The organism is Mycobacterium sp. NS-7484, from assembly GCF_001953975.1.
GTDB lineage: Bacteria > Actinomycetota > Actinomycetes > Mycobacteriales > Mycobacteriaceae > Mycobacterium.
Genome location: NZ_MBEJ01000069.1, coordinates 1 through 22,510, shown reverse-complemented (window position 1 = coordinate 22,510; position 22,510 = coordinate 1). Strand labels below are relative to the sequence as shown.

The 22,510-nt window shown below is 68.0% G+C and carries 23 protein-coding genes; 10 read left to right on the top strand and 13 right to left on the bottom strand.

The genetic code is table 11. From position 1 onward, the window contains the following. The first annotated feature begins 41 nt into the window (after positions 1 to 41). From A5733_RS12425 to A5733_RS12410, 4 genes are all read left to right on the top strand, one after another. Positions 42 to 266, top strand: a complete 225-nt coding sequence (locus A5733_RS12425) for a zinc ribbon domain-containing protein (protein WP_369830931.1) — start codon at positions 42 to 44, stop codon at positions 264 to 266. Between the two features lie 10 nt (positions 267 to 276). Then, the gene (fmdA, locus tag A5733_RS12420) at positions 277 to 1,533 is read left to right on the top strand and encodes a formamidase (RefSeq protein ID WP_067771223.1); all 1,257 of its coding nucleotides are present in this window, start codon (positions 277 to 279) and stop codon (positions 1,531 to 1,533) included. Between the two features lie 123 nt (positions 1,534 to 1,656). Then, positions 1,657 to 3,222 (top strand): serine/threonine-protein kinase, encoded by a 1,566-nt coding sequence (locus A5733_RS12415; RefSeq protein WP_076240324.1) that lies wholly within the window; start codon positions 1,657 to 1,659, stop codon positions 3,220 to 3,222. A 78-nt stretch (positions 3,223 to 3,300) separates the two neighbouring features. Beyond that, the gene (locus tag A5733_RS12410) at positions 3,301 to 4,122 is read left to right on the top strand and encodes a universal stress protein (protein WP_067771221.1); all 822 of its coding nucleotides are present in this window, start codon (positions 3,301 to 3,303) and stop codon (positions 4,120 to 4,122) included. 21 nt (positions 4,123 to 4,143) lie between these two features. On the opposite strand, the gene A5733_RS12405 is transcribed toward A5733_RS12410, so the two are convergent. The 6 genes from A5733_RS12405 to A5733_RS28100 are packed head-to-tail and all read right to left on the bottom strand — an operon-like array spanning position 4,144 to position 9,965. After that, positions 4,144 to 4,884, bottom strand: coding sequence for an SDR family NAD(P)-dependent oxidoreductase (locus A5733_RS12405; RefSeq protein WP_067771219.1), 741 nt, complete (start codon positions 4,882 to 4,884; stop codon positions 4,144 to 4,146). A gap of 3 nt (positions 4,885 to 4,887) precedes the next feature. Further along, on the bottom strand, positions 4,888 to 6,450 hold the full coding sequence (locus A5733_RS12400) for an ABC transporter ATP-binding protein (RefSeq protein WP_076240323.1): 1,563 nt from the start codon (positions 6,448 to 6,450) through the stop codon (positions 4,888 to 4,890). Next, entirely contained in the window at positions 6,447 to 7,328 is an 882-nt protein-coding gene (locus A5733_RS12395; protein ID WP_067771216.1) for an ABC transporter permease, read from the bottom strand. The genes A5733_RS12400 and A5733_RS12395 overlap by 4 nt, the downstream gene beginning before the upstream one ends. Continuing rightward, complete coding sequence (locus A5733_RS12390) at positions 7,325 to 8,302, bottom strand: ABC transporter permease (RefSeq protein ID WP_076240322.1); 978 nt, start codon at positions 8,300 to 8,302, stop codon at positions 7,325 to 7,327. Before A5733_RS12390 ends, A5733_RS12395 begins: the two co-directional genes overlap by 4 nt. Then, positions 8,299 to 9,822, bottom strand: coding sequence for an ABC transporter substrate-binding protein (locus A5733_RS12385; protein WP_076240321.1), 1,524 nt, complete (start codon positions 9,820 to 9,822; stop codon positions 8,299 to 8,301). The genes A5733_RS12390 and A5733_RS12385 overlap by 4 nt, the downstream gene beginning before the upstream one ends. A 14-nt stretch (positions 9,823 to 9,836) precedes the next feature. Beyond that, positions 9,837 to 9,965 (bottom strand): hypothetical protein, encoded by a 129-nt coding sequence (locus A5733_RS28100; protein ID WP_255376485.1) that lies wholly within the window; start codon positions 9,963 to 9,965, stop codon positions 9,837 to 9,839. Positions 9,966 to 9,970: 5 nt separating this feature from the next. On the opposite strand from A5733_RS28100, the gene A5733_RS12380 reads away from it, so the two are divergent. Together A5733_RS12380 and A5733_RS12375 are read left to right on the top strand one after the other, a co-directional pair. Further along, positions 9,971 to 10,504, top strand: a complete 534-nt coding sequence (locus A5733_RS12380) for a hypothetical protein (protein ID WP_067771213.1) — start codon at positions 9,971 to 9,973, stop codon at positions 10,502 to 10,504. Beyond that, positions 10,501 to 11,580 carry a DUF4185 domain-containing protein gene (locus A5733_RS12375; protein ID WP_067771212.1) on the top strand — a complete coding sequence of 360 codons (1,080 nt, stop codon included), beginning with the start codon at positions 10,501 to 10,503 and terminating at the stop codon, positions 11,578 to 11,580. Before A5733_RS12380 ends, A5733_RS12375 begins: the two co-directional genes overlap by 4 nt. A gap of 3 nt (positions 11,581 to 11,583) precedes the next feature. Here the strand turns inward: A5733_RS12375 and A5733_RS12370 are convergent, their stop codons facing one another. Then, positions 11,584 to 12,330 (bottom strand): 3-oxoacyl-ACP reductase family protein, encoded by a 747-nt coding sequence (locus tag A5733_RS12370; protein ID WP_067771210.1) that lies wholly within the window; start codon positions 12,328 to 12,330, stop codon positions 11,584 to 11,586. A 67-nt stretch (positions 12,331 to 12,397) separates the two neighbouring features. On the opposite strand from A5733_RS12370, the gene A5733_RS12365 reads away from it, so the two are divergent. Beyond that, complete coding sequence (locus tag A5733_RS12365; RefSeq protein WP_067771230.1) at positions 12,398 to 13,510, top strand: dihydrodipicolinate reductase; 1,113 nt, start codon at positions 12,398 to 12,400, stop codon at positions 13,508 to 13,510. Between the two features lie 63 nt (positions 13,511 to 13,573). Next, positions 13,574 to 15,364: an Hsp70 family protein gene (locus A5733_RS12360; RefSeq protein WP_067771229.1), complete on the top strand. Its 1,791-nt coding sequence runs from the start codon at positions 13,574 to 13,576 to the stop codon at positions 15,362 to 15,364. Positions 15,365 to 15,380: 16 nt separating this feature from the next. Here A5733_RS12360 and A5733_RS12355 read toward each other — a convergent pair whose 3' ends face one another. Then, on the bottom strand, positions 15,381 to 15,929 hold the full coding sequence (locus A5733_RS12355; RefSeq protein ID WP_198938788.1) for a thermonuclease family protein: 549 nt from the start codon (positions 15,927 to 15,929) through the stop codon (positions 15,381 to 15,383). 9 nt (positions 15,930 to 15,938) lie between these two features. Continuing rightward, a complete protein-coding gene (locus A5733_RS12350; protein ID WP_369830930.1) occupies positions 15,939 to 16,142 on the bottom strand; it encodes an excalibur calcium-binding domain-containing protein in 204 nt (67 codons plus the stop codon). Positions 16,143 to 16,279: 137 nt separating this feature from the next. On the opposite strand from A5733_RS12350, the gene A5733_RS12345 reads away from it, so the two are divergent. Further along, positions 16,280 to 17,842 carry an acetolactate synthase large subunit gene (locus A5733_RS12345; RefSeq protein ID WP_076240394.1) on the top strand — a complete coding sequence of 521 codons (1,563 nt, stop codon included), beginning with the start codon at positions 16,280 to 16,282 and terminating at the stop codon, positions 17,840 to 17,842. A gap of 19 nt (positions 17,843 to 17,861) precedes the next feature. Here the strand turns inward: A5733_RS12345 and A5733_RS12340 are convergent, their stop codons facing one another. Continuing rightward, positions 17,862 to 18,860, bottom strand: a complete 999-nt coding sequence (locus A5733_RS12340) for an SAM-dependent methyltransferase (protein ID WP_083666147.1) — start codon at positions 18,858 to 18,860, stop codon at positions 17,862 to 17,864. Between the two features lie 161 nt (positions 18,861 to 19,021). On the opposite strand from A5733_RS12340, the gene A5733_RS12335 reads away from it, so the two are divergent. Further along, positions 19,022 to 19,801 (top strand): SHOCT domain-containing protein, encoded by a 780-nt coding sequence (locus A5733_RS12335; protein ID WP_083666145.1) that lies wholly within the window; start codon positions 19,022 to 19,024, stop codon positions 19,799 to 19,801. Positions 19,802 to 19,818: 17 nt separating this feature from the next. Here the strand turns inward: A5733_RS12335 and A5733_RS12330 are convergent, their stop codons facing one another. The 3 genes from A5733_RS12330 to A5733_RS12320 all read right to left on the bottom strand — a co-directional run. Next, positions 19,819 to 21,192: a styrene monooxygenase/indole monooxygenase family protein gene (locus tag A5733_RS12330; RefSeq protein ID WP_076240319.1), complete on the bottom strand. Its 1,374-nt coding sequence runs from the start codon at positions 21,190 to 21,192 to the stop codon at positions 19,819 to 19,821. A 133-nt stretch (positions 21,193 to 21,325) separates the two neighbouring features. After that, positions 21,326 to 21,952, bottom strand: a complete 627-nt coding sequence (locus tag A5733_RS12325; RefSeq protein ID WP_076240318.1) for an MBL fold metallo-hydrolase — start codon at positions 21,950 to 21,952, stop codon at positions 21,326 to 21,328. After that, the coding region (locus A5733_RS12320; RefSeq protein WP_142253958.1) for a zinc-binding dehydrogenase at positions 21,949 to 22,510 on the bottom strand (562 nt) is incomplete at its 5' end. The genes A5733_RS12325 and A5733_RS12320, both read right to left, overlap by 4 nt.

Sequence of the window (22,510 nt, the reverse complement as noted above, 5' to 3'; positions counted from 1 at the left end):
GTTGTGATTCGAGTTGCGGCGTGACGAAAAAGCTGTATCCGATGAACGCTCGTCCCGACGCGATCGACTGCCCGGACTGTGGTGCGCCCGCCCGCCGATTGATCTCCTCGCCGAACCTGGGCCGTGGCGGCTCGACCGCCATGGCGCTTCAGGATGCGACGCGCGCGACGGCCGACCGTCCCGCGGTGGTGGCCGGACCACCACCGGGCGGCCGGCGCCAGAAGGTCACCACCAATCCGCTTCATCACAAGTTGCCCCGTCCCTGAAGGAGGATCTGTGCCCGAGGTTGTCTTCCCGCTCGACTCGACCAAGAAGTTCACCGATCAGGAGAAGCTCGGCCACAACCGGTGGCACCCTGACATCCCGGCCGCGGTGACGGTCAAACAGGGCGACTCGTTCCGCGTGCACTGTCGCGAGTGGTTCGACGGGGCCATCGTCAACGACGACTCCGCCGACGACATCCTCAACGCGCCGTTGACGACGGTGCACGTGCTGTCCGGTCCGATCGCCGTCGAGGGCGCCAAGCCGGGCGATCTGCTGATCGTCGACATCCTCGACGTCGGCCCGATCCCGCAGGAGGATTCCGGTCCGTTGGCCGGCCAGGGCTGGGGCTACACCGGCATCTTCCCGAAGCTCAACGGTGGCGGATTCCTCACCGATCAGTTTCCCGACGCCTACAAGGCGATCTGGGACTTCTCCGGACAAAAGGCCACCTCGCGCCATGTGCCGCACGTGGAGTTCACCGGCATCGTGCACCCCGGTCTGATGGGGACCGCGCCCTCGACCGGGCTGCTGGCCAAGTGGAACACGCGTGAGGCCGCGCTGATCGCCACCGACCCGGACCGGGTGCCACCGCTGGCACTGCCGCCGGAGCCGCGCGACGCGATCCTCGGCGGGCTGACCGGTGACGCCTTCACCAAGGCGGCTTCCGAGGCCGCCCGCACCGCGCCGCCACGCGAGAACGGCGGCAACCAGGACATCAAGAACCTCACCAAGGGCAGTCGGGTCTTCTATCCGGTGTACGTCGACGGGGCCAACCTGTCAGTTGGCGACCTGCACTTCTCCCAGGGGGACGGCGAGATCACGTTCTGCGGAGCCATCGAGATGGGTGGGTTCATCGACCTGCGTGTCGACGTCATCCCCGGCGGCATGGAGACCTACGGGGTGAGCGAGAACGCCATATTCATGCCCGGCAACACCGATCCGCAGTACTCGGAATGGCTGGCCTTCTCCGGCACCTCGGTAACCCTCGACGGTGAGCAGCGTTACCTCGACTCGCACCTGTCCTACCAGCGGGCTTGCCTGCACGCGATCGACTACCTCACCAAATTCGGCTACAGCCCTGAGCAGGCGTATCTGCTGCTGGGCGCCGCGCCGATCGAAGGCAGGTTGTCCGGAGTGGTCGACATCCCGAATGCCTGTGCGACGGTATACATCCCGACCGCCATCTTCGATTTTCCGGTCGCGCCGTCGGCGTCCGGACCGGTGAAGATCGACCCGGGGATGGGGGCACCGCACTCGTCATTCGACTGACACCGCCGGACGTCACCTCGGGCGGGCCGGGCCGGAGTCGAACTATCCTCGTCACCGAGATCAGTCAGACTCCAGATGTGCGCGCCTAGTCGGGGGCTTGGTGCAACCGGAAAGGATCGTGAAATGACCCCGCCTCCCGGTGCCTCGCGCCTCGGCACCCGGTTCGGACCGTATGAACTGAAGACGCTGATCGGTGTCGGGGGAATGGGCGAGGTCTTCCGGGCCTACGACACGGTCAAGGAACGCATGGTGGCGGTCAAACTGCTGCGCACCGAGATCGCCGCCGACCCGAGCTTCCAGGAACGGTTCCGACGCGAGTCCCGGGTGGCGGCCCGGTTGCAGGAACCGCACGTGATCCCGGTGCACGATTTCGGCGAGATCGACGGAGTGCTGTTCATCGACATGCGACTGGTCGAGGGGGCCAGTGTCAAGGAGCTGTTGCGGACCAACGGCCCGCTGGATCCGGCGCGCGCCACCTCGATCGTCGGTCAGGTGGCCGCGGCATTGGACGCCGCGCATGCCGACGGCCTGGTGCACCGCGACATCAAGCCGGAGAACGTGCTGCTCACCGCCGACGACTTCGCCTATCTGGTCGATTTCGGCATCGCCCACGTCGGTGGTGAAGCCAGCGTGACGATGACGGGCGTGCTGATCGGCTCGAGTGCGTACATGGCGCCCGAACGGTTCTCCGGGGGGACGGTCGGCCCGGCCGCCGACGTCTACGCCCTGACCTGCCTGCTGTACGAGATGCTGGTCGGCCGGCCCCCGTTCGAGACCGGCGACCTGCGTCAACTGATGAGCGCGCACATGTTTTCCCCGCCGCCGCGGCCGAGCATCATGCGTCGCGGCATCCCGCGGGCGTTCGACGACGTGGTGGCCAAGGGCATGGCCAAAGATGCCGGGTACCGGTACACCAGCGCCGGTGAGCTGGCTCGGGCCGCGCGGGAGGCCGTCGGGTCGGCTTCAGCCGCGCCTGCCCCGCCTGTTCCGACGCCGCCCCCGTCGCCCCCGTCGCCAGCAGCGACACCGGCACCGACACCGCCACCGGGCACCCGCGAGTTCTCGTCGATCTACCCCAACCCCGACCACACCGGTTTCACCCCGTATCCACCGCCACCGCCACCGCCGCCGCCGCAGGCGCCGGCGCCGGTGCGAAGGCCGACGGGCAAACCCCGGTTCAGCCGTGCCCAGCTCACCTTGATCCTGGTGTCGCTGGTGCTGTTCGGCCTCGCCGCGATACTGGCGGCCGTCCTGGCCAGCGGAGGCGACGGCGGCTCGACGCGGGAGACGCTCACCCCGCCGAGCCCACCGAGCGCGACGTCGCAGACGCCGACCACGACGACGTCGAGCGGGTCGGCGACGGCCGGCGTCAGCGGTACCGACGAGCAGGGTTTCGTCGGGCACACCGCACGCTGCCCCGAAGGCAGCACCCCGGCCGCGGTGATCCGTACCGAATCCTCACTGGCGGTGATCTGTCAGAACGGTCCGGACGATTTCTCCTACCGTGGGGAGCGGCTCAGCGACGGTGCGAACCTGCAGATTCCGACCGCCCAGCGCTCGGGCAACGGCTTCGTGGCCGTCAACCCGGCTGACGGTGCGCGCTACGAGGTGAGCCCCGACGGGCTCACCATCAGTAGCTATGGGCATGTCGATTCGTCGGAGCCGCCGCTGGAGTACGGCGAACGCTGACATTGTCTGAGTTCGAAAATCGCGCTGGTTACAGATCCCTTTAGTCTGGAACCGAACGCAACGGGACAGGGGACGCAGATGAAGGTAGTGCTCGGCTATGACGGGTCGCTCGCGGCCAACGCGGCGATCAGCAATGGGGCCGCGCTGTTCCCGGCGGCCGAGGCGGTCCTCGTCTATCTGTGCACGCCACCGTTCGGCAGCAAGGGGTTGCGTGCCCGGTTGCGCCACTCGGCCCGCAACGTCGACGAGCTGATCGATCTCGTCGACAGCGAAAGTGATTACGAGGCCGCCCGATTGGTCGACACCGGCGTCACCCTCGCCCGCGCTGCCGGCTGGCAGGGCGAGGCACTGGTCAAACGCACCTGGGCCGGGGAGGGTTTGGGACTGGCGCAGGTGGCCGAGCAGATCGAACCCGATGTCCTGATCGTCGGTGCCCGGGGTATCGGCGCGGCTGATTCGAAGCTGGGCAGTGTGTCAGATCTGGTGGTACACCACTCATCTCGACCGGTGCTCGTGGTGTCGCAGACGATGGTCACCGCGGAGTATGAGGCAGTGGCCCACGGTCCCGTTGTGGTCGGCGTCGACGGCTCCGCCGGTTCCGATCACGCGCTGGCGGTCGCCCGAGCGCTGTTCGCCGACCGCGAGGTGACCGCGGTGGCCGTCGACGACGGTAGCGAGGACGGCGTGGTCGAGGGGGCACGTCGGGTGCCCCGCTTCCGCGGGTCGGGTGCCGGTGCCACCGCCGACGCTCTCGTGGCTTCCGCCGAGGAGCAGCGGGCCGCGGTGGTGGTGGTGGGCTCGCGCGGGCGATCGGCGCTGAAGAAGGTGCTGTTGGGCAGCGTGGCGGCGGCGACGTTGCAGCGCACCTACCGGCCCGTGCTCGTGGTGCCGGGCGGTTAGGGCCTCAGACCGCCAAGGCGCTCATCCGGCGGTCTTTCCGGCATCGACGATGTAGACCGCGCCGTGCACGGCGGCCGCGTCGTCACTGGCCAAAAACGCGATCGTCTTGGCGACATCGGCCACGTCCATCATCCCGCGCGGCGCGGCGATCCGCATGATCAGATTCCAGTCGGCGTCCTCGGGGGCGGCGAACTCGGTTGTCTGCGGGGTGATCATGCCACCCGGACATACCGCGTTGACCCGCAGCCGCTCGGAGGTGAACTCGATGGCCAGGGCCCGGGTGAGGCCGACCAGACCGTGCTTGGCCGCGCAATAGCCCGCCGAGTACACCTCGCCCTCGATGCCTGCGATGGACGCGACGTTGACGATGTTGCCGCCGGTCTCCAGCAGGTGGGGCAGGGCGGCGCGGGACAGGAAGAACGGGCCGTTGAGGTTGACCGCCAGGTCCTGATCCCAATCGGCGTCGGTCATCGACACGGTGTGGCGCATCTGGTGAAAACCCGCCACGTTGATCAGTGCGTCGAGGCGGCCGAACTTCTCGACGCACTGTGCCACCGCGTCCCGGCACGCCTCGGACGACGAGATGTCGACCGAGGCGTAGGCGCCGCCCGGCACGTCGTCGAACACCGTTGCCATCCGGTCGGCGTCGCGGGCGACACCGAACACCGAGGCGCCACGGGCGGCGAACAACTGGGCGACCGCCGCGCCCAGTCCCGACGAGGCGCCGGTGACCAACGCGACTTTTCCATCAAGTGCAGTCATGGGTTAGACCTTCTCACGCGGGTGCGCCGGTGGGATCGCGGCCAGCAGTGTGCGGGTGTATTCCTGCTCCGGGGCGGTGAACAACCGCTCGGCCGGGCCATACTCGACCACCTCGCCGGAGCGCATGACCAGCACGTCGTGGCACATGCGGTGCACCACCGCCAGATCATGTGCGATGAACAGGTAGGTCAAACCGAGTTCGCGCTGCAGGTCCGTCAGCAGGTCCAGAACCCGCGCCTGCACCGACACGTCCAGCGACGCGGTGGACTCGTCGAGGATCAGCACATCGGGTTCGGTGGCCAGGGCCCGGGCGATACTGACCCGCTGCCGCTGCCCGCCGGACAGCTCATGGGGATAGCGGGAAGCGAAATCTTTTGTGAGTCCGACCATTTCGAGAAGCTGGGTGACGCGATCGGCGCGGCCGCGACGGCCGGTGGCCAGCCGGTGCACGCGTAGCGGCTCACCGATCGCGGAGCTGACCCGGGCGCGAGGATCGAGCGAGGCGAACGGATCCTGGAACACCAGGCTGATCCGCCGACGCACGTCGCGCCCGCCGGCGACGACATCGAGTCCGTCGAGCGTGGCAGTGCCGGCCGACGGGGTGGCCAACCCGGTCAGCGCGGCGGCCACGGTCGACTTGCCCGACCCCGATTCGCCGACGATCCCGAGCGTGGTTCCGCGCCGTATCTCGAACGACACGCCCTTGACCGCGTGCACCGCACCGTAGTGAACATCAATTCCGTTGACCCGCAACATGTCCGGTGCGTCTGCCGGAGCGGGATCGGGCCCGGCGCCGTCAACCAGTGGGCGGGCCTCGAGGAGTTCCCGTGTGTAGGAGTGTTGCGGATGGTCGAACACGTCGAGGATCGGTGCCTGCTCGACGACCTCGCCGTCGCGCAGCACGGTCACCCCGTCGGCAACCTGACCGATGACACCGAGATCGTGGCTGATCCACACGACCGCGGTCCCGAAATCCCGCTGCAGGTCGGCGATCAGGTCGATGATCTGAGCCTGGGTGGTGACGTCGAGGGCGGTGGTCGGCTCGTCGGCGATGAGCAGTTCGGGATCGCAGGCCAGCGCGATCGCGATCATCACTCGCTGGCGTTGCCCGCCGGACAGTTGGTGCGGGTAGTTGTCGAGTCGATCCGGCGGAAGCCCGACCGCCTCGAGCAACTCACCGGCCCGGACGCGCGCCTGACGCCGGGTGGTCGTGCGGTGGGCCTGCAGGGTTTCGGTGATCTGACGTTCCAGCGTCAGCAGCGGGTTCAGCGATGTCCCGGGATCCTGGAACACGAAGCCGATCCGGCTGCCGTGCACGGCGCGCAGCGTGCGGGCCGACGCCCCGATCAACTGATCGCCACCGGACAGCGTGCTGCCGCCGGTGACCACCGCTCCCGGTGCATCCAACAGGCCGGTGGCGGCGAGCACGGTCATGGACTTGCCCGAGCCCGACTCGCCCACGATGCCGACCGTCTGCTCACGGTGCACCGTGAACGACACACCCTTCACGATCTCGCGGCGGCCGATCCGCACGCGCAGGTCGTCGACCTTCAACACCGGTTTCACTGCCGGCCCGCCCTTCTCGCCTCGATCGAGGTGCGCTGTTTCGGATCGAGCACATCGCGCAGTCCGTCGCCGAACAGATTGAACGCCAACACCATCACGAAGATCGCCGCGCCTGGGAACACGGCCATCCACCACGCCAGGGTGACGAAGCCTTGGGCATCGAAGATCATCCGGCCCAGCGAGGGCTGCGGCGGCTGGATGCCCAGCCCCAGAAATGACAGCGCCGCCTCGGCCAGGATCGCGAACGCCAGCGACAGCGACAGCTGAACGATCAACGGCCCGGCGATGTTCGGCAGGATGTGTCGGACCAGTATGTAGCCGTCGCCGGTGCCCATGCTGCGAGACACCGCGACGAACGGCTCCACCCGCACACCCAACGCGGAGGCCCGCGCCACCCGGGCGAAGATCGGGATGTAGACGATCCCGATGGCCAGCATCGTGGTGGTGACGCCCGGGCCCAGCACCGCCACGATCGCCAACGCCAGCAGCAGCACCGGGAAGGCGAACATCACATCGACGACGCGCATCACCACGGTGTCGATCCACCCACCGCGGTAACCGGCGACTACGCCGATCAACACCCCGGCCACCGCGGCCAGCAGCACCGAAACCACCGCCACCCGAAGCGATGCCGCGATCGCCACCAGCACGCGGGAGAACACGTCACGGCCAAGCTCATCGGTACCGAACCAGTGCGCTGCGCTGGGGCCCTGAAGTGCGCTGGGTACGTCGATGTCGTTGATGCCGTACGGGGCGATCCATGACGAGGCGACCGCCACCACGGCGACCGTGAGCAGCACCGCGGCGCTGACCGCCGTCACCGGATTGGCCAACAGCAGCCGCCAGGACGCGACGCGGGAGTTCTGGGTGGTGGTCATGACAACCGGATCCTCGGGTCGACGAGGGCATACAGGACATCCACCAGCAGGTTGATCAACAGGAACAGCACCGCGATCAACAGCACCGCGCCCTGGATCACCGGGTAATCCCGTGCCGCAACGGAATTGAATACCAGTCGGCCCAAACCGGGCCAGGCGAACACCACCTCCACCACGATCACCCCGCCGAGGATCGTGGCCAGCTGAATTCCGGTGATGGTCAACACCGGAAGCAACGCGTTGCGCACGATGTGGCGGAAGGTCACCACCTGGGGCGCCAGCCCCTTCGACCGTGCGGTTCGGACATAGCCCATGGCGGCGACCTCCAGCACCGCCGAGCGCACATAGCGGGTCATGATCGCACCGGCCACCAGACCCACCGTCAGCCCGGGCAGGATGATGTGGCGCAACCAGCCGCCCGGATCACTCAGCAGGGGCCGGTACCCGGAGGTCGGCAGCCAGCCCAGTGTCGAGGCGAACAACCCGATCAGCAGGATGCCCAACCAGAAATCCGGCACCGATACGCCGAACTGGCTGCCGATCCGCACGATCGCATCACTGAGCCGGCCCTCCCGCAGTGCGGAGAAGATCCCGGCGGGCACGGCGATCGCCAGCGCGATCAGGATGCCGACCACGCCGAGGGACAGCGTCGCCGGCAGCCGCTCCAGCAGGGTGACGGTGACCGGGTCGCCGTTGCGGAAGCTGACGCCCAGATCTCCGGTCAGCGCCGAGCCGAGGTAGGAGAAGAACTGTTCGACGATGGGGCGGTCCATGCCGCTGGCCGCCCGCAGCGCGTCGTAGGCCTGTGGGGTGTAGCGCGTCCCGAGCGCGATGCGGACCGGGTCCCCGGGGACCAGGTGTACCAGGGCAAATACCACGATCAGCACGCCGACGAGGACGACCGCCGAGTACACCAGCCGTCGGGCCAGAAACTCGGCGATCGGATGTCTCTCCCGGAATGCGGTCAGGTTCACCGGTTTTCCCCTCGATCCAGGTCGGCGGTGCGGAAGCGGACGGCACCGTCGCGGCGCACCTGGTAACCCGACAGGTTGTTGGCCCAGGCCTGGATCACCGACGGGTTGTACAGGTAGATGTAGCTCACCTGGTCGGCGATCCGGGTGGCGGCCTTGGCGTAGAGGTCTTTCCGCTTGGCGACATCGGTCTCGGTGCGGCCGGCGTCCAACAAGCGGTCGACCTCGGGATCGGAGAATTTCTGGGCGTTGCTGGTCCCGTCGGTGTGGTGCTGTGCGTAGTAGAAGTCGTCGGGATCGATGTTGCCCAGCCACCCCATCATCAGCATGTCGAAGTGGCCGGTGTTCTGTTCGTCGAGCCAGGTGGCGAAGTCCACCGTGCGGATGTTCACCGTGATGCCAAGGGGCGCAAGGTTGTCGGCGATGATCTGAGCCGCCGTCACCGTCTCGGGATACTCACTGGTCACCAGCATGTCGAGGTCGTGGGGAGCGGCACCGGCGTCCTGGAGCAGCCGCCGTGCCTGGTCCAGGTCATACCGGTAGCGGTGGTATTCGGTGAACCACGGACTACCGCGCGGGATGGCCAGTTGGTTGACGGCCGCGGTGCGATAGCTCGTCGCCGCCGCGATCGCGTCGCGGTCGATGCCGTAGGCGATCGCCTGGCGGACCCTGGGATCGTTCCACGGCGTGCGGGCCTCGTTCAGCGCCAGATACCAGTAATCGTTACCGGGGATGACCGCCAGCGTCAGAGAGTCGTCGTCGCGCAGTTGGGCCACGCGCTGCGGTGGCACCGAATCCGTCCAGTCGATCTCGCCGGCCTGCAACGCCGACAGCGCGGTGGAGGGCTCGGAGATGAACCGGAACGTCACGCCCGACACCGGGGGAGCGCCGCCCCAGTACTGCGGGTTGGCCTTGAGCGTGATCGAGTCACCGCTGCGGCGTCCGGCGAACGAGAACGGGCCGGTGCCGACGGGATGAGTGGCGATCTGGCCGCTCTCGACGTTCGCGCGCTGCACGATCGCCATGCCCTTGAACCCGCCCAGGTTGGTCAGGAGGTTGGGCGTGGGGTGGCCGACGGTGATCCGCACGGTGGCCGGATCCGGCGCGCTGACGTCGGTGACCGCACTGAGCTTGTCGACGTTCGTCAGCTGTTCGTCGATGATGCGACGGTAGGAATACACGACGTCCTCGGCGGTCAACGGGCTGCCGTCATGCCAGCGCACGCCGGGGCGCAGGTGGAACGTCCAGGCGAGTTGGTCGAGGGTGACTTCCCAGGACTCCGCCAGCGCGGGACGCATCTGCAGGTTCTCGTCGGGTTCGACGAGCGTGTCGAAGACGTTCTCCAGCACCTCGAAGGAGAAGTAGGCACTGGTGCGATGCGGGTCGAGTTGGTCGGGTTCCCCGGCGATCGCCGCGATGAGATTGCCCGACGATTCGGCGCCGAGGTCCACTCGACTGCCCGCCGAACAGGCCGCCGCACAGGCAGCCAGCACGAACACCAGGACTGTTGCCAACGCTTTCACCGCTGGTCGTGTGGTCACGATTTCTCCAGGGTCACCGCGGGCGATCCGCCGATCCGCTCGCCCGCTGGGGCCGCCCCGGGGGGCCGGACCGGGCTGTCCGGACCCATATCGGTGACGGCGCTGACGAAGACTGCGATACTCACCCATTGTGACGTTCAAGCGAATCGCCGCCACGGCCGCCCTGACAATCGCGTTCGCCACCGGGGTCAACTCCTGGACGGCCGCACCGGCGCAGGCCGAACCCGTGATGCAGGGTGTGTACAACTACCTGCAGGAAGGCCTCGGGCACGAGACGTGGTCGATCTACCCCTCGTGTGTGCCGACGGTCGGAGATCTGCGTGAGCCGCTCGAGCTCGCGGTAGCCTGCCGGTTGCACGTCGCGTCGTCGCGCGGCACCAAGGGCGGCGATGCGCGACTGACCGGCGGGCAGTGGGTCTACTCGACCGACGTGCTCGAAGGCATCCAATGCGCCGACGGCACGTGGGCGAAGACCAACGAGACGTACAAATTCGACGACGTGTCGCTGACCGGCACCCGCTCGGTCTCCAACAATGCCGATTGCGGGCTGGCGCCTGCGGTGCACACCTTCCCGTTCACCTTGAAATACGATCGACCGCTGCCGATTCCGGTCGACGTCTATCCGCTGAACTGTCAGACCTGGGGCCTGCGCTTGTGCATATGAGCGGTGCCGTCCCGCTGCTCGACGGCAAGGTCGCCGACATCACCGGCCCCGGCCGCACCGACCGGTTCGGGGTCACCTGCACCGACCTCGGTGCGTCGGTGACCGCCCCCAACGGCAAGTTGGTGTCGGTGTTCGGCGACACCTTCTCGGGACACCGTGTCGGACAAGGAGATTGGCGGTCCCCGGTGGTGCTGATCGGCACCGGTGATGCCAACCACGAGATCGTCTACGAATCGGCCGGCGGCCCCGATCCTGCCTACGCGCGACAGCTCTGGCATTACATTCACGACGACGCTGCCTCGGGCTGGCGCCGCGGCGGTATCAGCACCGTGATCCCATCGGATCTGCTGTGCGTCGGTGATTCGCTGTATCTGCATGCGATCGTCAACCGCGGCTTCGGCACGGTGGCATGGACCGAGATCTGGCGCTCCGACGACTGTGGAGTGTCCTGGATGCATCTGGGTGAGCACGCCAAGTTCCCGGCCGATCTCCATGACGGCCACGCCCAGTGCTGGTCGTGGGACTTCGATTCCGACGACGGCTGGGTGTACGTGGCAGCCACCGGTTTTCAGCGCGACAAGGGCATCATCCTGATGCGCGTGCGCCCAGAGGACATCGGCCGACGTTCGCAGTACTGGAGTTGGGGTTTCACCGGCGGGCATTGGGGTTGGGGCCGGCGGGCCACGCCCATCACGCCGGTCGGTGAGCGCTGGGGCGAATTGACGTTCCGTCGCACCGCGCCTGGCACCTGGGTGCTGGGCGGATTTCTGGCGTCCTCCTATGCGCTGGGCTACCGGGTGGTGGCCGCACCGGTGGCCAACCTGCACACCACACCGATCCAGACCCCGATCCTCGGGTCGTCGTGGGAAGCCGAGGATCACGCGGCCGGCCAGGTGGCCCAGCTCTACGGCGGCTACCTGCTGCCGGGCTCCCGGTTCGGGATCACCGGTGGCGTCGGGCTGGTGGTCTCGCAATGGCACACCAAAGGCGGATGGCCCTACCGGGCAATGCAATTCAAGGCCAAGCTGAAGGACACCGCCGCGACGCCGGAGCCGCCGGACCCCGTCAACCTGTGAGCCTCAGGCGGTGAATCCGCCGTCGACGTTCCAGTTGGCGCCGGTGACGTATCCCGACTCGTGGCCGGCCAAAAAGCTCACCACCGCGGCGATGTCGCTGGTGTGCCCGTAGCGGCCCAGTGCGGTGGTCTGCCTTACCGCGTCGGCGAATTCACCTTCATCGGGGTTCAGGTCGGTGGCGATCGGCCCGGGCTGCACGTTGTTGACGGTGATCCCGCGCGGACCCAACTCGCGGGCCAGCGCCCGGGTCAGCGACGAGACCGCGCCCTTGGTCATGGCGTATACAGCCGTCCCACCGGTGGGCACCCGATCGGCGTTGATACTGCCGATGTTGATGATCCGTGAACCCTCCCCGAGATGGCCGACGGCACTGCGGATCGCCGAGTACACCCCGCCGATGTTGACCGCCACCAGACGGTCGAACTGCTCCTGCGTGAACTCGTCGATCGGCGCGATATGGGCTGTCCCGGCGTTGTTCACCAGCACATCCAGCCCGCCCAGGGCCGCCACCGCCTGCTCGACCGCGGCCGAAACCTGCGCCGGGTCGGCACTGTCGGCCTGGATCGGGACCGCGGTTTGACCGTTCGCGGCCACCTCGGCGGCCAGCTTCTCGGCCTCGACCGCCGAGGCCCCGTAGGTGAACGCCACCGCGGCGCCGTCGGCGGCCAGCCGTCGCACGATCTCGGCGCCGATACCGCGGGAACCACCGGTTACCAGTGCCCGGCGGCCTGTCAAAGTCGAAGTGGTCATGATGTCGGTCCTTCGTGGATGGTCGATGAACGCGAATGATGTTGGGATCAAAGCCGATCGCGCCCGGATGATTCCCCATGTGACTCAGATCACCTATGGTGGGTCCGTGACGAAACACGTCGTGGTCTGGGGCACCGGTTTTGTGGGCAGCATGGTGATCGCCGAGATCCTCAAACATCCGCAGTTCGAACTCGTCGGCGTAGGGGTCAGCAATCCGGACAAGGTGGGCCGCGATGTGGGGGAGATCTGCTCGCTCGGCGCTGCGGTCGGGGTCAAGGCCACCGATGACATCGAGGCGCTCATCGCGCTGAAGCCCGACGCTGTCGTGCACTACGGGCCCACGGCCGCGCATGCCGACGTCAACATCGACGTGATCACGCGGTTCCTGCGGGCCGGCATCGACGTCTGCTCCACCGCGATGACGCCCTGGGTGTGGCCGCAGATGCATCTCAACCCGCCGGCGTGGATCGAACCCATCACCGAGGCCTGCGAGGTGGGCGGGGCGTCGTGCTTCACCACCGGCATCGACCCCGGATTCGCCAACGACCTGTTCCCGATGACCTTGATGGGGTTGTGCTCCGAGGTGCGCCGCGTGCGGGCCTCGGAGCTGCTGGACTACACGAACTACACCGGCGATTACGAATTCGAGATGGGCATCGGCAAGCCGCCCGAGCACCGAGCCCTGCTGGAGACCCCGGACATCCTCATCTTCGCCTGGGGCGCAACGGTTCCGATGATCGCGCAGGCCGCCGGGATCGAGCTCGACGAGATCACCACCACGTGGGACAAGTGGATCACCCCCGACGAACGCAAATCGGCCAAGGGCATCATCGCGCCCGGCAATGTGGCCGCGGTGCGGTTCACCATCAACGGCATCTACCGCGGCGAGACCCGCATCCAGCTCGAGCACGTCAACCGCATCGGTCTGGATGCCGCCCCGGACTGGCCGTCGGGAAACGACAACGACGTCTACCGCGTCGACATCGAAGGGACTCCGAGCATCTCTCAGGAGACCGCCTTCCGGTTCACCGACGGCTCGGGGCGCGATGCCGCGGCCGCCGGGTGCCTGGCCACCGGTCTGCGAGCACTGAACGCCGTCCCCGCGGTCAACGACCATTCGCCAGGTTGGGTGACACCCCTGGATCTACCACTGATTCCCGGCCTGGGCACCATTCGCTGAGTAACGCCCGCCCCGTCAAATGAGATGGACTACCGGATAGGGTTCTTCTCGAAACGGGGTGACATGGCTGACGGGATCGGGTTGTCGATCGGATCGACAACCCTCAGGGCGGTGCTGGTGGGCCGGGCCGCGGTGACGCGGTCGCCGGTGCTCACCGTCTACCCGCACCGGCCTGCCGAGGTAGGCGTACCCAACGAGAATCCGAACCTCAACGAGCGTGGGCTGATCCTCACCGACTTCGTCGACCGGGTGGGCGACCCGGTGGGGATCCTGGCCTCCGACGGTTCGACGCATCGCGGCGAGGACCTGCTCGCCGAGGCGCTCGCGGCGCTGTTGCGTGCGCTGACCCGGGGACGCCCACCGGTCGACCCCATTTCGATCACTCACCCCGCACACTGGCGACCCAATCAGGTCGGGACTCTTCGGGCTGCGCTGGCGGCTCTTGGAGAATTCGGCGATCCGGCGCTGACCCCGGATGCGTCGGCGGCGCTCGTCGCGCTGCAGGACGATCCGGGGGTGCCCACGCGCGGCGTGATCGCGCTGTGCGACTTCGGCGGCAGTGGCACCAGCATCACGCTGGCCGATGCCGGCAACGGCTTCCAGCCGATCGCGCCGACCATCCGCCACCCCGACCTCTCCGGCGACCTGATCGATCAGGGCCTGCTCACCCACGTGGTCAACGACCTGTCCGAGGCCGGGACGATCGACCTGGCGAGCACGTCGGCCATCGGCTCACTGGGCCGGCTGCGTGGTGAGTGCCGGCGGGCCAAGGAGCGGCTGTCCACCGAGTCGGTCACGGCCCTGCTCGCCGACCTGCCCGGCCACCGTAGCGAGGTTCGGCTGAACCGCCAGGAGCTCGACGAGGTGCTGGCCGACCCGCTGCGCGAGTTCACGTCGGTGCTCGACGACGCGGTGCGGCGCAGCGGGCTGCGTCCCGGTGACCTCGTGGCGGTGGCCACGACCGGTGGGGGCGCCCGGATCCCGGCGATCACCACGGCGTTGTCCGAACACGCACGCCTGCCGGTGATCACCGCGGCGCAACCGGAACTCACCGCGGCGATCGGTGGCGGTCTGATCGCCGTGCGTGGCATTGCCGAGGACGGCATGACGGCGTTGGCGCCTGCCCCGGCAGCCGCGCCCGAGACCATGGCCGCGGCGCTGGTGGCTCCCGAGCCGCCCGCCGCGCCTCAGGCGTTGGCCTGGTCGGACGCGCAGGACGTGCCCGATGTCGCGCCGGTCGAGGAGTACGGTGCCGATCTCGACGCCGGTTTCGAACCCGACGGTGGACGCACCACGGCGCGGCCTCGGCTCGAATTCGGCGAGCGTGAGCTCACCGACCACGACGAGATCGCGGCCCGCCCCTGGTATCGCCGACCGCCGGTGATGGTGGGTGCCGGCGCCGCTGCGGTGCTGGTTGCCGTGGTGGCGGCGTTGGTGACCATCACCGGCAGCGACGAGCCCGCCGCACCGGCGAACACCACCAAGGCGGTCACCTCGACGACGCCGGCCGCAGACGACGCACCCGCGCCGGCCCCGCCGGCCGACGACCCTGCGCCGCAACAAGTCCCACAGACCGTGACCGAACAGGCACCTGCTCCGCAGACCGTGACCCAGACCGTTGAGCAACCTGCGCCAGAGGCTCCACCGGTAACGGAGAACCCGCCACCGGCCGAGACGCCCACTGCCACAACACCTCCGGCCACCGAAGCGCCACCGACGACGACCGAAGCGCCGGTGACCACCACACAGGCGCCGACCACGACGCACACGCCATGGAGTCCGACCGCGCCGTACCCGACGATCCCGGGCCTGCCGTGGGTTCCGGCGCCCGGCGGTGGTCACACCGGGGGCTGAGGCTCTACCGCAGGTCTCAGCGAGGTACCGACTCCGTGTTGCCGTGACACGGCGGGCCCCACAGCCCCCGATGTGCCTGTTGCGCTTCATGTTCGGCAGCCGCGATTGCGCTGTATCGGGCCACCGGATGACCGCCGTAGATGTACGCGTGGGCCATACCGGCGCGGGCCGCTTCCACCGAGTAATCCCAACCGTCGGCACGCACCAGGTAGGCCAGCGTTCGCCCATAGCGGTCGGTCCGGTCCTGTGTCGGATCCGGTTGCAGCGCAACCCGTTGCCCGACCATGTTCGCCCGGGCGAACTCCGTGGCCTCCGGTCCCCAACAGCCCACGGTGTAACCGGGCTTCTTGGTTTCAGGTGTGTCGATACCCAGGATGCGGACCCGGAGGCGGCCCCGCACGTCGTCGCGGATGTCGATGGTGTCCCCGTCAACCACCCGCAGCACCTGCGCCGTGGCCGTGACCGGCTCAGCGGCGACCGCCGGTGGCCGCAGGAACGCGGCCACGAGCAGCACCACCAAGGCGAGGAAGGCCCTCGCGTCGGTCAGGCGCACTGTCGATGTCACCGGTCGTTGTCAGTTCTTCTCACATGCGATGCCGTCGCCGTCACGGTCGAGGTGTTCGGCATAGCCGGGATCGTCGGTGGTCATGTTTGCCTTGCCGTCCGCATAGGCGTCCTTGCAGTACCGGTAGGGCGGATCCGCCTGGGCCGCGGGTGCGATTCCGACAGCCCCGGCAGCCAGGGCAGCGGCGACGAGAAACACACGAAACATCTTCATTCCCTTGTGATCTTGAATTGACGGTACTGCAAGTTAACGCATGGTAGTACGCCGTCGCGCTTGCGTGGGGCAATGGGTGAAAGTTCAGCCGGCCGCGGTGGCTGGCATCGACGGTGGTCGCCCATCAAGATGGACGGGTGCACGAACCCAGCCAGAAACCTGTATCCGGCGCCGAAGTGGTGGTCAATCGATTGCTCGCCGAAGGCGTCGAGGTGTGCTTCGCCAACCCGGGCACCTCGGAGATGCACTTCGTCGCGGCGCTGGACGGCGCCCCGGCGATGCGTCCGGTGCTGTGCCTGTTCGAGGGTGTCGCGACCGGTGCCGCCGACGGGTATGCCCGGATCGCCGGACGCCCGGCGGCCACCCTGCTGCATCTCGGGCCCGGCATGACCAACGGCCTGGCCAATCTGCACAACGCCAGGCGGGCGTTCAGTCCGGTGGTCAACATCGTCGGCGATCACGCGACCTACCACCAAGCTCTCGACGCGCCACTGGAATCCGACATCGACGCGCTCGGGCGTTGGACACATGGCTCGGTGCACCGCCCCGAATCGGCCGCCGACCTCGACGCGGCCGTCCACGATGCGGTACGCAGCGCGACGGGCCGGCCCGGGATCGCCACGGTCATCCTCCCGGCCGATTACTCCTGGGGTACAACACCGCAGAACCCGTTGTCCGACACTGCCGCGGAGCCTCGGAGCGCCGGCGGCGTCGACGTCGCCACCGCAGCGAAATTACTGCGCGACCACGGAAGCCGTGCGGTGGTATTGCTCGGCGGTGCGGCCACCGACGCCGCCGCCCTGCAGGCCGCGGACCGCATCCGTACGGCTACCGGGGCGCGCGTCCTGGTCGAAACTTTTCCGGCCCGGTTGACCCGGGGCCGCGGCGTGCCGGCGATCGAGCGGCTCGGCTATCTGGCCGAGCAGGCCACTCAACAGCTCGCAGGGGCAACGCATCTGGTGCTCGTCGGCGCCAAGTCGCCGGTGACCTTCTTCGCCTACCCCGGCAAGCCGAGCGTGCTCGTGCCTGACGGCGCCGACGTGCATACGCTGCATCCCGACGAGTTGTCCGGTGTGGCAGACGAATTGGGTGGGGAATCGCCGTCTGCTGCGCAAGCCGAGCCGGCCGTGCTGCCGACCGGTCCGCTCAACCCGCAGAACCTGGCGCAGGTGGTCGCCGCGCTGCTACCCGAGAATGCCATCATCTCCGACGAGGCCAACACCAGCGGAGTGGCTCTGCCGGCCGCCACCGCGTCGTCCCCGCGCCACGATGTCCTCACCCTGACCGGCGGCGCCATCGGTCAAGGTCTGCCGGTGGCCGTCGGCGCCGCCATTGCCGCCCCGGACCGACCGGTGATCGCCTTGCAGTCCGACGGCAGCGCGGCCTACACCATCTCCGCGTTATGGACGATGGCCCGGGAACAGCTCGACATCACGGTGGTGATCCTCAACAACCATGCCTACGCAATCCTGCAGCTGGAGCTGCTTCGGGTGGGCACCCAGACCGACGGCGAGCGGTCGCGTTCACTGCTGGACCTCGGCCGTCCTGATATCGACTTCGCCACGATCGCAGAAGGTTTCGGGGTACCGGCCACCCGGGCCGCCACCGCCGAGGACCTCGCCGAGCAGTTCCGCACGGCACTCGCCGCGCCGGGGCCGCACCTGATCGATGCGGCCCTGCCGACCTGGTCGCCGCGCTGAGATGCTCAGGTGGGCGGGATCACGACGTCGGGCGGCGCTTCTGCAACACCACCGCCGCGATCGGAATCCGCATTTCTTCGGGCGCCGCGGACAACCGTGCCGCGATGCCGGCGTGCAGCCGCTCGTAGAACACCGGTACCCGCTCCGGGGCGCCGGTGAGCGCAGCCCCCAGATCGGTGAACGCCGTGAAGCGGCAGAAGTCGGCCCAGCGAATGCCGAAAGCCGTTGAATTCCCGTCACTGCGGTAGGCGTTGAAGATGCGGTCCTGGGCGTCGAACAGTTCCAGGTGCTGAATCTCCAACCGCTCGAACCGGCCCGACGGGGCGAACGGCGCGGTGAAATCCACCGCACGCCGCCCGGCGATCGGCAGCGACATCCCGGCGACCTCGTCGTCACTGACCAGACCGTCGGTGCGCAGTTCGGCCAACGTGTCGACGATGGACCGGAACAACGGGTGGTAACCGAAATCGCCGTCGTCGGCCTCGCCGATCGTCAGCACCACCAAGCGGCCACCCGGAAACAGCTCACGTCCTCGGAAGGCGATGAACTCATGCCAGTCGTGCGCCGCCTGCCGGGCATAGGCGGCGCGCACACGATCGTCGCTGCAGTACGCCGCGACGACGTGACCGGTGACCGGCATCGGCACCCGGCCCAACCGCACCACCCCCCAGGCCGACCAGCCCAGGTGCACACAGTTCGACGGCAGAATCTGGGTGTAGAACGACCGGCCGACCGCCGAACTGAACGTGGCCGAATCCTTGTGCTGGTAGGACTGTGGATCGTCCTGGAGCACGCGGAACATCGTGGAGAAGTCGTTGTCGGCGGTGTCGGTGTGCGTCACCAGAATCGAGTGCTCGGGCCGGGTGCGGCTGCGGATGGCGGTGATCGCCGCACCGAGCGGCTGCATCGAATTGTGCGCCGTGCCCGCTCCGTAGTCGGCGATCACGATCGGCTGAGGTGGTTCCGGGATCGGAACCGTACGTGCAGCTTCCTCGAGAAGTTTGATCGCCGAAGTCATTCCAGCGGTGTGGGGGCGGGGCGCCGATGGGCGCGGTCTGGCCATGGTTAGTTGAGCGGCGCCAACCGGTGTGCCGGCCGGGCGGTCTCGAGGTTGTCGGTCCCGTTGCGAGGCATACTCCGACGGTAACCCGCGCTCACCGGCTGTGGCACACTTCGGCGGTGAGCAACGGACCCAGCGGCTCCCGGATCGCGATGATCGCGTCGATCGTCGCCCTTGCCGTGGCGATCTTCGGCGGCGTCGGATCGTTGATGGTGAATGCGTTCGTGATCGCCGATCCCGTCGCCTACGGCGAGGTACCGCTGCCCGGATCGGCCGATATGGAATTTCCGGCCGGCGACGTGGACATCAGCTACCGCGCCAACACCCTCACCGTCGGCGGCAAGGGGGTGATGGTTCCCCCGATCGAACTGAGCATCGACCCACCGGCGGGTGTCGACCGGCCGCTCATCAACGACTCGATGAGCAGTTCGACGAAGAGCAACCGCGAGGTCACCGTGCGGGTCTTCACCGTGCACGTCAAGCAGGCCGGCACCTACCGGGTGAACGCCAAGGCCTCGGTGTTCGAATCTCAGGAGCCCCGATTGGTCTTCGGCCACAGCAGCCCCTACTACTGGGTGGTGTGGCCGTTCGTCGGGCTCGGGGTGCTGGCCGGCGGCGCACTCGCCGCCTCGATCGTGTGGTCGATGCGCTCCGGCAAGCGGACCTATCCGGTGGCGCCGCAGATGTCCGGCGACCCGGTGGCCTGGCCGCCGCCGGCGGCGGGGCCGGGATCGGGATCGGGCAGTCCGTATCAGAGCGGGCCACCCTCGGCCCCCTACGTTCCCGACGAGCAGGCGATCCGGATCGAACAGCTCAAAACGATTACCGCCCTACGTGACAGCGGAGCGCTGACCGAAGCGGAGTTCGAGGCGGAGAAGCGCCGGATCTTGGACAGCTGACGCGGGGGCGCGGCCCGTCACGCCACTCGGCGGGGCAGGCCGGACCGCTGGAACGAGCCGGCTGGGGTGAACCGTGCCAACAGCGCGTCGGCGGGTTCGCCGGCGAAGTCGCTGATCAATTGCCTGGCCGCGGCCTCGGAGATCAGTGATTCCACCGGCCGCGGATCATCCAGCAGGCCATAGAGTTTCGTGGCAAATCGGGGGCTGCCCTGTGCCGCGGCGAAGAACAGGTTGCCGTACTCGGACAGTTCTGGATCGGACAAGAACAACCGGGTCACCAGCTGCGCAGCCCGCGCCCGGTCGGCATAGAACTCTTCGAAGGTCTCGCGCAGCCAGGCCTCGTCGAACGGTCCGTCGTGGCGGGCCGCCTTACGTACCAGGGCAGCGGCCTGCACCAACCCACCCTGGGCGCCCTGCCCGGCGATCGGATCGTAGGAGACCGCGGTGTCGCCCAGGGCCGCCACGGGGAGGCCGTTGGCGGTGCGCCCGACACCGCTACGCACTACCTGGGTCACCGCGCCCTTCAACCACGAGTGCGGGTCGTCCTCGATGATCGTGAGCTCGCTGACCTCAGGAAGATCCCAGTCGATGTAATCGCGGTGCAGGGCGGTGACGATGTCGAGTGCCGACTGTGCGCTGTCGGCGCCGGCGAAGCGGTGTTCCCAGTCGCTGCCCGGGCGGGCCCAGCCCAGGAACGCCCACGTCGGCCCGGCGTCCTTGTGTAGGTAGCCGCCCCACCATGCCTCACCCTGGTCGGTGACCACGGTCAAAGCACTGTGGCGTCCGCCGGCCGGCCCGCGGTGAGTGAAAACCTCTGGGCTGTGCGGCAATCCAGTCGTGGTCACCGTCAACAGGCTGCGTTGCGGCCGGTCGTAGGCAGAGCGCAGCGGGTCGACCGGGAACAGCGAGGACAACCCGTCGCGGCCGGTGGCCACCAAGGTCAGGTCGACACCGGCGGCGATGCTGTCGAGGCGTTGCAGATCGACGGAGTCGACCACGAACCGCCCACCGCGCCGCTGAAAGAGGGTGAGCCGGTCGTCGGCCTTGAGGCGGGTGTCCACCGCGATGCCGACGAATCCGTCGAAGGCGGCGTCGAACGCGATCTCCTCGGTGCGGTCGGGGCCGGAACCCTCGACCACGCGGACGCTCTCACCGGTCGATGTCGGAGCCGTGGCCAGGTAGGTGTTCAGCCCCAGGCTCTCCTCGGCCCGCTGCGCCGCCCCAAAGATCAGTGCCGTTCCGGTGGCCGGCACGTCGTTGCGCAGGCCGAGTTGGTCCCGATTGCTGTAGACCGTGACATCAAATCCGTTGTCCAGCAACCCGAGGGCAGCGGTGACGCCGGTCTGCCCGGCGCCGATCACCGCGGCGGTACGCCCATGCGAACTCGTCATGGCTGCCACTATCGGACCGCCGGGCCGCGGTGTTAAGCAACTGGCTCAGCGTGATCGCAACCCGCGAGCGTGCGGAAAATGCTGCCACCACATGGAGTGGCGGGCAGCAGACACGCACGCTCGCGGCGCGGGATCAGTGCCCGCGGGCGACCCATTCGTCGTAATGCACGATCTCGTCACCGATGGTGGTGGTGTCGCCGTGGCCGGTGTAGACCACGGTTTCACCGGGCAGCATCCCAAGCCGCTTGGAGATGGATTCCAGGATCGTCGGGAAATCGGAGAACGACCGCCCGGTGGCACCCGGGCCGCCCTGGAACAGGGTGTCACCGGAGATGACGGCGTTCAGTTCGGGGATCGACCAGCAGACCGAACCGGGGGAGTGTCCGGGGGTGTGCAGGGCGTGGATTTCGATGCCGCCGGCGCGCAACACTTGATCGTCCTCGACGGTGCGGAAGTCCTTGTCGGGGTGGGTCATCCGCCACAGCATCTCGTCGGCCGGGTGCAGCAGCACCGGGGCGTCTAGCTCCTTGCTGAGCTCGGGGGCGACGGTGATGTGGTCGTTGTGCCCGTGGGTGCAGACCACCGCGACGACGTTGCGGCCGGCCACGGCGTCGATGATCGGGGCGGCGGTGTGGGCGGCGTCGAACACGATGACATCGTTGTCGTCGCCGACGAGCCAGATGTTGTTGTCGACGTCCCAGGAGCCGCCGTCGAGTTCGAACTTGCCGGACGTGACGACCCGTTGGATGTTGGCACTCACTTCAGCACCACCACCGAGCGCAGCACCTCACCGTTGTGCATCTTGTGGAACGCGTCTTCGATCGCGTCCAGGCCGATGCGTTCGGAGACGAACTTCTCCAGCGGCAGCCGGCCCTGCAGATACAGACTGATCAGGGTGGGGAAGTCCCGCTCGGGCAGGCAGTCGCCGTACCAGGAGGACTTCAATGATCCGCCGCGGGAGAAGAAGTCGACCAGCGGCATCTGCAGGGTCATGTCCGGGGTGGGGACACCGACGAGCACCACGGTGCCGGCCAGGTCGCGGGCATAGAAGGCCTGCTTCCAGGTCTCGGGGCGCCCGACCGCGTCGATCACCACGTCGGCGCCGAATCCGTCGGTCAGATCCTGGATGGTCTCGACCGCGTCCAGTTCGCGGGCGTTGATGGTGTGGGTAGCGCCGAAATCGCGGGCCCAGTTCAGCTTCTTGTTGTCGGTGTCGACCGCGATGATCTTCTTGGCGCCGACCAGGGCGGCACCGGCGATCGCGGCGTCGCCGACACCGCCGCAGCCGATCACCGCGACCGTGTCGTCACGGGTCACC

Bases quoted from the DNA above. Each gene is read 5' to 3' on its own strand.
- A5733_RS12425 (WP_369830931.1), top strand. From the start codon at position 42: ATGAACGCTCGTCCCGACGCGATCGACTGCCCGGACTGTGGTGCGCCC.
- A5733_RS12415 (WP_076240324.1), top strand. From the start codon at position 1,657: ATGACCCCGCCTCCCGGTGCCTCGCGCCTCGGCACCCGGTTCGGACCG.
- A5733_RS12410 (WP_067771221.1), top strand. From the start codon at position 3,301: ATGAAGGTAGTGCTCGGCTATGACGGGTCGCTCGCGGCCAACGCGGCG.
- A5733_RS12405 (WP_067771219.1), bottom strand. From the start codon at position 4,884: ATGACTGCACTTGATGGAAAAGTCGCGTTGGTCACCGGCGCCTCGTCG.
- A5733_RS12395 (WP_067771216.1), bottom strand. From the start codon at position 7,328: ATGACCACCACCCAGAACTCCCGCGTCGCGTCCTGGCGGCTGCTGTTG.
- A5733_RS12375 (WP_067771212.1), top strand. From the start codon at position 10,501: ATGAGCGGTGCCGTCCCGCTGCTCGACGGCAAGGTCGCCGACATCACC.
- A5733_RS12370 (WP_067771210.1), bottom strand. From the start codon at position 12,330: ATGACCACTTCGACTTTGACAGGCCGCCGGGCACTGGTAACCGGTGGT.
- A5733_RS12365 (WP_067771230.1), top strand. From the start codon at position 12,398: ATGATTCCCCATGTGACTCAGATCACCTATGGTGGGTCCGTGACGAAA.
- A5733_RS12360 (WP_067771229.1), top strand. From the start codon at position 13,574: ATGGCTGACGGGATCGGGTTGTCGATCGGATCGACAACCCTCAGGGCG.
- A5733_RS12350 (WP_369830930.1), bottom strand. From the start codon at position 16,142: ATGAAGATGTTTCGTGTGTTTCTCGTCGCCGCTGCCCTGGCTGCCGGG.
- A5733_RS12340 (WP_083666147.1), bottom strand. From the start codon at position 18,860: ATGACTTCGGCGATCAAACTTCTCGAGGAAGCTGCACGTACGGTTCCG.
- A5733_RS12330 (WP_076240319.1), bottom strand. From the start codon at position 21,192: ATGACGAGTTCGCATGGGCGTACCGCCGCGGTGATCGGCGCCGGGCAG.